Annotated in this window: 7 protein-coding genes; 5 read left to right on the forward strand and 2 right to left on the reverse strand. The window is 69.3% G+C overall.

Annotated features, from left to right (window positions below; genetic code table 11):
• The first annotated feature begins 6 nt into the window (after window positions 1-6).
• The 4 genes from tatC to VNJ48_RS06660 are packed head-to-tail and all read left to right on the forward strand — an operon-like array spanning window position 7 to window position 4943.
• Window positions 7-846 (forward strand): twin-arginine translocase subunit TatC, encoded by an 840-nt coding sequence (tatC, locus tag VNJ48_RS06645; protein WP_325600343.1) that lies wholly within the window; start codon window positions 7-9, stop codon window positions 844-846.
• A 23-nt stretch (window positions 847-869) separates the two neighbouring features.
• Window positions 870-1280 (forward strand): hypothetical protein, encoded by a 411-nt coding sequence (locus VNJ48_RS06650; RefSeq protein WP_325600345.1) that lies wholly within the window; start codon window positions 870-872, stop codon window positions 1278-1280.
• Window positions 1281-1335: 55 nt separating this feature from the next.
• Window positions 1336-2208: a diacylglycerol kinase gene (locus VNJ48_RS06655; protein WP_325600347.1), complete on the forward strand. Its 873-nt coding sequence runs from the start codon at window positions 1336-1338 to the stop codon at window positions 2206-2208.
• The gene (locus VNJ48_RS06660; protein WP_325600349.1) at window positions 2205-4943 is read left to right on the forward strand and encodes a DEAD/DEAH box helicase; all 2739 of its coding nucleotides are present in this window, start codon (window positions 2205-2207) and stop codon (window positions 4941-4943) included. The genes VNJ48_RS06655 and VNJ48_RS06660 overlap by 4 nt, the downstream gene beginning before the upstream one ends.
• Here the strand turns inward: VNJ48_RS06660 and VNJ48_RS06665 are convergent.
• A complete protein-coding gene (locus tag VNJ48_RS06665) occupies window positions 4922-5557 on the reverse strand; it encodes a hypothetical protein (protein WP_325600351.1) in 636 nt (211 codons plus the stop codon). The two genes, VNJ48_RS06660 and VNJ48_RS06665, sit on opposite strands and share 22 nt — an antisense overlap.
• Window positions 5554-6465, reverse strand: coding sequence for a 5'-3' exonuclease (locus VNJ48_RS06670; protein WP_414689921.1), 912 nt, complete (start codon window positions 6463-6465; stop codon window positions 5554-5556). The genes VNJ48_RS06665 and VNJ48_RS06670 overlap by 4 nt, the downstream gene beginning before the upstream one ends.
• A gap of 82 nt (window positions 6466-6547) precedes the next feature.
• Here VNJ48_RS06670 and VNJ48_RS06675 point away from each other — a divergent pair, with 82 nt between their 5' ends.
• Window positions 6548-6985 (forward strand): Lrp/AsnC family transcriptional regulator, encoded by a 438-nt coding sequence (locus tag VNJ48_RS06675; protein WP_325600357.1) that lies wholly within the window; start codon window positions 6548-6550, stop codon window positions 6983-6985.
• Window positions 6986-7187 lie beyond the last annotated feature (202 nt).

Consider the following 7187-nt stretch of genomic DNA (forward strand, 5'->3'; position numbering starts at 1 on the left):
AGGTCTATGAGCTTCGTCGGGCGCTTCGCCCGTCTCTACTCGACCAAGCCGTCGAGCCCCGTCGGTCCCGACGGCCGGATGGCGCTGGGCGACCACCTGCGGGAGGCGCGCGGGCGCATCCTGCGCACGGTCACCGTCATGATCGTCGCGTTCGGCTTGGCGCTGTATTTCTTCGAGCCCCTCAACGAGATCGTCTACGGCCCCTACTACTCGGCCAGGGAGCGGCTCCCCGAGGGCTCCTCGTTTCCCGCCACAGCCGGGGCTTCCGGTGGAATCATGCTCTACCTGAAGCAGTCCGGCTTCACGGCGCTGGTGGTGACGGCGCCCTACTGGCTCTACCAGGTGTGGGCCTTCATCGTGCCCGGCCTGCACGCGAGCGAGCGGAAGTGGTCACGGATCTTCGCGGCGATCGCGGGCCCGCTGTTCCTGATCGGCATCGCCCTCGGCTACTTCACGCTGCCCAAGGGCCTCGAGGTCTTGATCGGACTCAACCCCGAGGGCGTCACCAACATCCTTGACGTCAACGAATACCTCCAGTTCTTCACCCGCACCCTGTTCGTGTTCGGCCTCGCCTTCGAGATCCCGGTGTTCGTGGTGATGCTCAACCTCGCCGGCGTCGTCTCCGGCAAGACGTTGGGCGCCCACCGCCCCTGGATCATCGTCGGGATGTTCATCTTCGCCGCGGTCGCCACCCCGTCGGCCGACCCCTTCACGATGACCTTCATGGCCGTGCCGATGGTGTTCCTCTACTTCATCTCCGAGATCATCGCGCGCTGGAACGACCGCCGGAAGGCGTCGCGTGGCCTCAACGCGGACCTCGCGCCCGATGAGCTCTCGACCATCTGAGCGCGTCTGACACAGTGGCGATCATGGAGTCCACGCCGATCATCGACGTCGATCCCTTCGACCTGCCCGACTGGCTGGGCGTCGGTCAGGTGGTCTGGCACGCCGACCGGGGACTGCGCACCGGCCATCTGGTGGCCGGCCGCCTCGTCTCCGGGGACGACGTCCTCGCCTGCGACCTGTTGGCCGTCGACGAGGCCTTCCCTGCACCGGTGACCGACGACGACTCCCGCCACCGCGCACACCAGGCGTGGCGGCACGGACAGGTCCTTCTGGGGCAGTACGCCGACCGGCTGACCATCGCGGTGCCCGGGACCCGGTTCGACGCCGAGCGTGTCCTCGACAGCCTCTCGCGCTTGGCACGAGCCGTCGGCGGGTCGCCCGAGAACATGGCGGCGCTTCTCCGCATCGGATCCGACAGGACCGATCGCCGCTGAGAGCCGTCCCCGTGTCTCCACGGCGCCGACCACGGTGGTCGATAGGGTCGACGCCATGGCCCGCGAGATCGCTTTCCTCACCAACCCGACCTCGGGCAGGGGCAGAGGCGCGCGCTACGGCGCCGTGGCAGCCGCCAGGTTGCGCGACAGCGGGCTGGTGGTCCGCAACCTCCAGGGGCGCGACGCGGACGAGGCGGAGGACCTCGCCCGGGCGAGCGTCGCCGACGGGGTCGACGCCGTGGTCGTGTGCGGCGGTGACGGCCTCGTGCACCTCGCAACCCAGGTCCTGGCCAACACCGGCATCCCGCTCGGGATCATCCCGGCGGGATCCGGCAACGACGTGTCGCGATACTTCGACCTCCCACGCAAGGACCCAGTCGCCGCGGCGGATCGGGTCATCGCGTCCCGGCTGCGCACGATCGACCTGGCGCGGTGCGGTTCGCGCTCCTACGTCACCGTGCTGGCCGCGGGTTTCGACGCGGTCGTCAACGAACGCGCCAACAGCCTGACGTGGCCGCGCGGCCAGATGCGCTACAACGTCGCGACACTGGCGGAGCTGAGGACCTTCCGGCCGCTGCCGTTCACCCTCGACCTCGACGGCACCTCGCTCCGCGTGGACGCGATGCTCGTCGCGGTGGGCAACGGCCCGTCCTACGGGGGTGGGCTCCGCATCACCGAGGGTGCCCTGCTCGATGACGGCTTGCTCGATGTCGTCATCATCAAGGAGATGACGAAGACCAAATTGATCCGCACCTATCCGAAGCTGTTCTCGGGCACGCACGTGCACGAAGCCGAATACGTCCACCACCGCGTCCGGTCGGTCACCGTCGCTGCACCCGGAGTCGTGTCGTACGCCGACGGCGAACGGTTCGGTGAGCTGCCGCTGACGGTCACGTGCGAGCCTGACGCCCTGGCGGTGTACGCATGAGTCTCACCGCCGCCTTCTCGGACCTCTACGACTTCCCGCTCGACGACTTCCAGGTCCGCGCGTGCCAGGAGATCGAGGCGGGCCGGGGTGTCCTCGTCGCAGCGCCGACCGGATCGGGCAAGACGATCGTCGGCGAGTTCGCCGTACACCTTGCGCTCGAGACCGGCCGCAAGTGCTTCTACACGACTCCGATCAAGGCGCTGAGCAACCAGAAGTTCAACGACCTCGTCGCCCGCTACGGGCCTGACAAGGTGGGTCTGCTGACGGGCGACAACGTCGTCAACGGCGAGGCCCCGATCGTCGTGATGACCACCGAGGTGCTGCGCAACATGCTCTATGCCGGGTCCCGCACCCTGCTGGGCCTGGGCTACGTGGTGATGGACGAGGTGCACTACCTCGCGGACCGGATGCGTGGCGCAGTCTGGGAAGAGGTGATCATCCACCTCCCGGAGTCCGTCACCCTGGTCTCGCTGTCGGCGACCGTCTCCAACGCCGAGGAGTTCGGTGAGTGGCTGGCCACGGTGCGTGGGGAGACGACCACGATCGTCGAGGAGCGGCGCCCGGTGCCGCTCTTCCAGCACGTCATGGTCGGACGCAGGCTGTTCGACCTGTTCGCCTCCTCCGACGTCGATGCGAGCGCCGGGTTCGTCAAGGAGGGGGCACCGGTCAACGACGAGCTCGTCCGCATCGCCCGTGACGACTGGGCGAGCTCGCGACTGATGCGCGACCGGCGGTCGCCGCGCAAGGGCAAGCCCGGCTCTTCGAAGAACAGCCGCAGCGTCGGCAACGGCCGCCGGGTCTGGATCCCGAGCCGGGTGGAGGTCCTCGAGCGGCTGGACAGCGAGGGACTGCTGCCCGCAATCTTGTTCGTCTTCAGCCGGGTCGGCTGCGACGCGGCGGTGACCCAGTGCTTGTCGGCCAACGTCCGGCTGACCTCCATCGAGGACCGCGACACGATCCGTGACTTCGTCGAGGAGCGCTGCCAGCACCTGCCCCCCGACGATCTGGAGGTGCTCGGCTACCACGAGTTCCTGGAGGGCCTGACACGTGGCGTCGCCGCACACCACGCCGGGATGCTGCCGACCTTCAAGCAGTGCGTCGAGGAGCTGTTCGTCCGCGGGCTGGTCAAGGCGGTCTTCGCCACCGAGACGTTGGCGCTGGGCATCAACATGCCGGCGCGCACCGTGGTGATCGAGAAGCTCTCGAAGTGGAACGGCGAGACCCATGCCAACATCACGCCGGGGGAGTACACCCAGCTGACGGGTCGCGCCGGTCGCCGCGGGCTCGACGTCGAGGGCCACGGTGTCGTGCTGTGGCAGCCCGGCATGAATCCCACCGAGGTCGCCGGCCTCGCCTCGACCCGCACCTATCCGCTCCGCAGCTCCTTCCGGCCGTCCTACAACATGGCCGTCAACCTGGTGCACCAGTTCGGGCGGGAGCGCTCGCGCGAGCTCCTCGAGCAGTCCTTCGCCCAGTTCCAGGCCGACAAGGCCGTCGTCGGGCTGGCCCGACAGCTGCACAAGGCCCAGGAGGCGCTGGACGGCTACGCCGAGTCCGCGACGTGCCACGTGGGCGACTTCATGGAATACGCAGGCTTGAGGCGTCGGATCACCGACGTCGAGAAGGGCGCTGCGCGTGATCGTCGGACCGACCGTCGCAGCGAGGCGGTCGAGTCGCTGACCAAGCTGAAGCCCGGCGACGTCATTATGGTGCCGAGCGGGAAGTTCTCCGGCTTCGCCGTGGTCATCGATGCGGGGCTCGGCGGCCACGAGCCGCGGCCCTACGTGCTCACCGCCGATCGTCAGGCGCGACGACTCGCCGCCATGGACTTCCCGACCCCGGTGGAGGCGATCGCCCGGATGCGGCTACCCAAGTCCTTCAACGGCCGCAACCCCGCGATGCGGCGCGACCTGGCGTCGGCACTGCGGACCAAGACCCATAACCTGACGCCGCCTCCTCCGCGGCGTACGCCGAAGGGTGAGTCGTTCTCCGACTCGCCGATCGACCGCGAGATCGCCGAGCTGCGCACCCGCCTCAAGGCGCACCCGTGCCACCAGTGCCCCGAGCGGGAGGACCACGCACGATGGGCCGAGCGGTGGTTCAAGCTCTCCCGGGACGCGGAGACGCTGAAGCGCCGCGTCGAGGGTCGCACCAACACCGTGGCGCGGACCTTCGACCGCGTGTGCACCGTCCTCACCACCCTGGGATATCTGGACGGCGACACGGTGACCGAGCGGGGCAAGCACCTCAGGCGGATCTACACCGACATGGACCTGGTTGCAGCGGAGTCGCTGCGCGACGGGCTCTGGGACGACCTGACGGCCTCCGAGCTGGCGGCGGTGCTGTCCTCGCTGGTCTACGAGGCGCGCCGGGCCGACGACGCGTCTGCGCCTCGGGTCCCCGGTGGCCGCGTGCAGCCGGCGCTCGTGGAGACGGTGCGGGTGTGGGGACAGCTGGATGCCCTGGAGCGTGAGAACAAGCTCGACTTCCTGCGCGAGCCGGACCTCGGGTTCGCCTGGGCGGCCTACCGCTGGGCCGAGGGCGACGACCTCGACGAGGTGCTCGGCGGGACCGACCTGGCTGCTGGCGACTTCGTGCGCTGGATGAAGCAGCTGCTCGACCTGACCGGACAGGTGGCGGACGCAGCCGGCGACGCGCCGCTGCGCAAGACCGCCCGTGAGACCGTGCACGCGCTCAAGCGGGGGGTCGTGGCCTACTCGTCGCTGACCGAGTGACCGGCGCCCACGAGCCTCAGCTGGGGCTGGTGGGCGCGGAGCCAGGCTGCGACGTCATGCGCGTCCGGGCTCGATCCGGGTAGCTCGAGCCAGGTCAGGAGTCCCTCGGCCGCCGGGACCTCGAGGATCTCCGCCCGGACGTCCGAGCGCCACACCTCGCGGTGGGTCTCCACCCGGTCTTCGGCCACCGGCAGAAACTGGACGTAGCGGACAGGTTGGACGGGCCATTCGGTGCGCCTGGGTGCGGCGCTGACCACCACCGCGGCGCAGTCGGCCCAGGGCAGGCTGGCGCCGTCCAGGTTCATCGTCACGTCGCGGACCCGCACACCGACCTCGTCGAGCTGGAGCGTCGGGAGCCCCAGGGAGAGCATCTGGTGCCTCGTCCTCGCGTGCGGCACGAGCCGCCAGAGTCCCCAACCGGACCAGCCGACCAGGATCGCCCCGATCACCAGCAGCGCTGGCGAACCGGGGTCCGAGAGGACCAGCAGGACGGCCCAGACGATCAGCGCGACGCACCACACCAGGTGGAGGGCGATGCTCCCGAACGCGGCCCGGCGCAGCCGGTTGTTCATCGTCACCCGCACGACCAGCGTCGCCGGGGCGTCCACTGTCATCGGCCGGCCAGCACAGCGGTGAGCCGCTCCACCGGGCTTCGCAGGCCCCAGCGCTCCGCGAGTGCTCCGAGAGCCTCGGGGTCCTTGGGTTCGCGGGGGAGGGTGGCGTCGGGGGTCCCGAGGTCGACGTCGCGCGCCACGGCCACGACAGTCGGGGCGACGTCGAGGTAGTCGGCCGCGGCCACGATCTTGCCCCGCGGGCCGGGTCCCAGGTCTGACGCCGGGTCCGCCGCGGCGGCGCGGACGCCTGCCAGGTCGCCGTACTTCAGCAGCAGGGTCGCGGCCGTCTTGTCGCCGACCCCGGCCACACCGGGCAGGCCGTCGGATGCGTCACCGCGCAGGGTGGCGAAGTCGGCGTACTGCTGCGGCAGCACGGAGTACTTCTCCACGATGGTGTGCTCGGTGATCCGCTCGTGCTTGCCGACCCCGCGGGCGGTGTAGAGCACGCGGACGCCCGCTTGGTCGTCCACCAGCTGGAAGAGGTCGCGATCACCCGTCACGATGTCGACGGGCATGCCAGCACCCGTGGCGAGGGTGCCGATGACGTCGTCCGCCTCATAGTGGTCGGCACCGACGATGCACAGTCCGAAGGCGTCGAGCACGTCGACGATCACCGGGATCTGGACCTCCAGCGGGTCCGGGACCTCTTCGACATCGGGCACGTCGCCGGGGCGTACGGCGACGACGCGGTGCTGCTTGTAGGAGGGGATCAGGTCCACCCGCCACTGAGGGCGCCAGTCGTTGTCCCAGCAGCACACGAGGTGCGTCGGCTGGTAGTCCTCGACCAGTCTGCTGATGAAGTCGAGCAGCCCGCGGACGGCGTTCACGGGCGTGCCGTCGGGGGCCTGCACGGAGTCCGGGACGCCGAAGAACGCGCGGAAGTAGAGCGAGGCCGTGTCGAGGAGCATCAGTCGCTGTTCGGTCACGTCGGGATCCTTGCACGAGTCACCCGCCGGACATCGCTACCCTGAGCGCGTGACGAGCCCTGCAGTGGAGACCACCGACCGCCTGATCCTCTCGCTCCTCGCGACGGACGGGCGGATGTCCTTCACCGATCTGGGCAAGGCGACGGGACTCTCGACGTCCGCGGTGCACCAGCGGGTCAAGCGACTCGAGTCACGCGGCCTGATCCAGGGGTACGCCGCCCTTGTCGACCACGAGCAGCTGGGCCGGCCGCTCACAGCCTTCATCTCCATCACGCCGATCGACGCCTCGCAGCCCGACGACTACCCCGAGCGGCTGATCGACATCCCCGAGATCGAGGCCTGCTGGTCGGTGGCGGGCGAGGAGTCGTACATCCTCAAGATTCGGGTCGCCACGCCCCGCGCCCTCGAGGACCTCCTCGGCCGCGTCCGCTCCGCTGCCAACGTCTCGACCCGGACCACGATCGTGCTCTCGACGCCGTACGAGAACCGTCCCCTCGGCTGAGTAGGGGCAGTGATGCGCTGTCGGAGTCCCCGCCTAAGCGGGGACTCCTGCACTTACTGACCGGGCGGAGTCCATCGGTCTAAGCAACGCTGACTGAGGAGCGTTGTGATGCCGAAGTGGATCTCGTTCGAGATGCAGGAGGAGTTCTTCGATCTGGTGTGTGGGGGTGCGCCGATCACGCATGCCGCTGATTGGTCTGGCG

It is taken from the genome of Nocardioides sp., assembly GCF_035576065.1.
In the GTDB taxonomy this organism is placed as follows: domain Bacteria; phylum Actinomycetota; class Actinomycetes; order Propionibacteriales; family Nocardioidaceae; genus Nocardioides.

Coding starts and splice junctions, on each gene's coding strand:
- tatC (WP_325600343.1), top strand. CDS start 7: ATGAGCTTCGTCGGGCGCTTCGCCCGTCTCTACTCGACCAAGCCGTCG.
- VNJ48_RS06650 (WP_325600345.1), top strand. CDS start 870: ATGGAGTCCACGCCGATCATCGACGTCGATCCCTTCGACCTGCCCGAC.
- VNJ48_RS06655 (WP_325600347.1), top strand. CDS start 1,336: ATGGCCCGCGAGATCGCTTTCCTCACCAACCCGACCTCGGGCAGGGGC.
- VNJ48_RS06660 (WP_325600349.1), top strand. CDS start 2,205: ATGAGTCTCACCGCCGCCTTCTCGGACCTCTACGACTTCCCGCTCGAC.
- VNJ48_RS06665 (WP_325600351.1), bottom strand. CDS start 5,557: ATGACAGTGGACGCCCCGGCGACGCTGGTCGTGCGGGTGACGATGAAC.
- VNJ48_RS06670 (WP_414689921.1), bottom strand. CDS start 6,465: ATGCTCCTCGACACGGCCTCGCTCTACTTCCGCGCGTTCTTCGGCGTC.